The sequence below is a fragment of the Oceanobacillus caeni genome (assembly GCF_042678465.1).
In the GTDB taxonomy this organism is placed as follows: domain Bacteria; phylum Bacillota; class Bacilli; order Bacillales; family Amphibacillaceae; genus Oceanobacillus; species Oceanobacillus caeni.
Genome location: NZ_JBHTKV010000068.1, coordinates 1 through 1,621, shown reverse-complemented (window position 1 = coordinate 1,621; position 1,621 = coordinate 1). Strand labels below are relative to the sequence as shown.

Below are 1,621 nucleotides of genomic sequence, written 5' to 3'. Positions count from 1 at the left end.
ATTTAAGTTTACCTAAAAATAAAGATTGACTTCCAACAAAAAACAGGCATTGAAAAGTTCAACCTAATAAATGGACTTTTCGATGCCTATTTTAGTCTTTTTTAATCAAAATGTACGTAATTTATTGGAAATTAAAAAGAAAAAGCCTACCTAAATATGCTAAAATTTTATTTGGACAAAACAAAATATACAGCATAAAAAGGAGTCTTTTTCTATGACCAATTACAACACATTTAGCCAGGCAATTTACACTACTAAACGTTCCATTTATGATTTTTCTTCAAAATTGACAGAAGGAATGCAAAAACCCAATAAAAACTTTATCCTAGATATTTTATTTGGCATGGCAAAAAGCAAATCTGTTTTGCTTTCCAACATTGCACGCACTCTAGAAGAGCCCATCGATACGATACAAACCGTCAAGCGACTTTCCAATCGTATGGATGAGTTTCATGAAACAACCGAGCTGTTGGAGAACTATGAAGAACTAATAAAACCTTTCCTGCAAGAAGAAGATAATCTGATTCTGGTAGATAACTCTGAGATTGTGAAACCCACCGCCTGTAAAATGGAAGCTCTTGGGCAAGTGAGAGATGGTTCGACAGGGAAAATTGGCAATGGATACTGGACAACCAATATGATTGCCGTGGCTCCGAGGACAAAGCATCCGATTTCAGTTTATTCTCATTTATACTCATCTGCTGAAAAGGGATTTATCAGCGAGAATGATGAAACATACAAGGGCTTGGATTACGTAGATCAGCTTTTAGGCGAGAAGAAAGCAACCTTCGTCATGGACCGTGGGTATGACAATATAGAAGTCATGAAAAAAATCCTCAAGCAGGAGAATAACTTTATCATTCGGTTGAAGAAAAATCGAAATTTATTGTATCAGAATAAAAAGTTCTCCGTACATGATTTGGCAATCAGAAGAAAAGGGAAAATCAATTTTCGTTCTGAAATAAAGGGAACCGTCTATGATTTGAAAGTCTCTCATCTTACTGTAGAAATCCCCTCGCTTAAGGGAAAAAAGTTCACGATGATTGTTGTGTATGGATATGGCAAAGAGCCGATGGTGCTGCTTACAAATAAGCGAATCCAGAAAAAAGCAGAGGTAATTTCTGTTTTAAAAGCCTATATTACTAGATGGCGTATCGAAGAAATGTTTCGCGTGCAAAAGCAAGAATTTGAATTAGAGAATATTCGAGTTCGTACCTTGCCCAGACTGAAGAGAATGTTTTTACTCTTGTCCATCATGGTTACGTTTATGACACTGAAAATAGAAAAGCAAAATGGATTTTTTCATAGTGTGATTGAACGGGCAAAGGGCATAAAGGCAAAGGATCAAATTAAGATGTTTCTATATCGTTTTTCGGCGGGAATGGAAGCCATACTGAAAAAAGATGCTTATGGGATTCGACATTTTAAATACATAGAAAAGCCAAAAGATTCACGACAACTAACATTTCAACTTTAGACCAATTAATTGAATAGTCAGAATAGACATACTGCGTAGTATGTTTATTTGTATTGGAAAAAACTTGCTTCTTCATTGAAACTGCAAAAAGTTTTCCCTAAAGAATCTCAATATGACGAAAACATGTTCTTATAGGGGAAAAAA

Annotated in this window: 1 protein-coding gene; it reads left to right on the top strand. The window is 35.2% G+C overall.

Annotated elements, in window-relative coordinates:
- Positions 1–298 precede the first annotated feature (298 nt).
- Positions 299–1,477, top strand: a complete 1,179-nt coding sequence (locus ACFQ18_RS18020; protein WP_379566886.1) for a transposase — start codon at positions 299–301, stop codon at positions 1,475–1,477.
- Positions 1,478–1,621: the final 144 nt, after the last annotated feature.

Excerpts from the sequence above, each read along its gene's own strand:
- ACFQ18_RS18020 (WP_379566886.1), top strand. The coding sequence starts at position 299 with ATGCAAAAACCCAATAAAAACTTTATCCTAGATATTTTATTTGGCATG.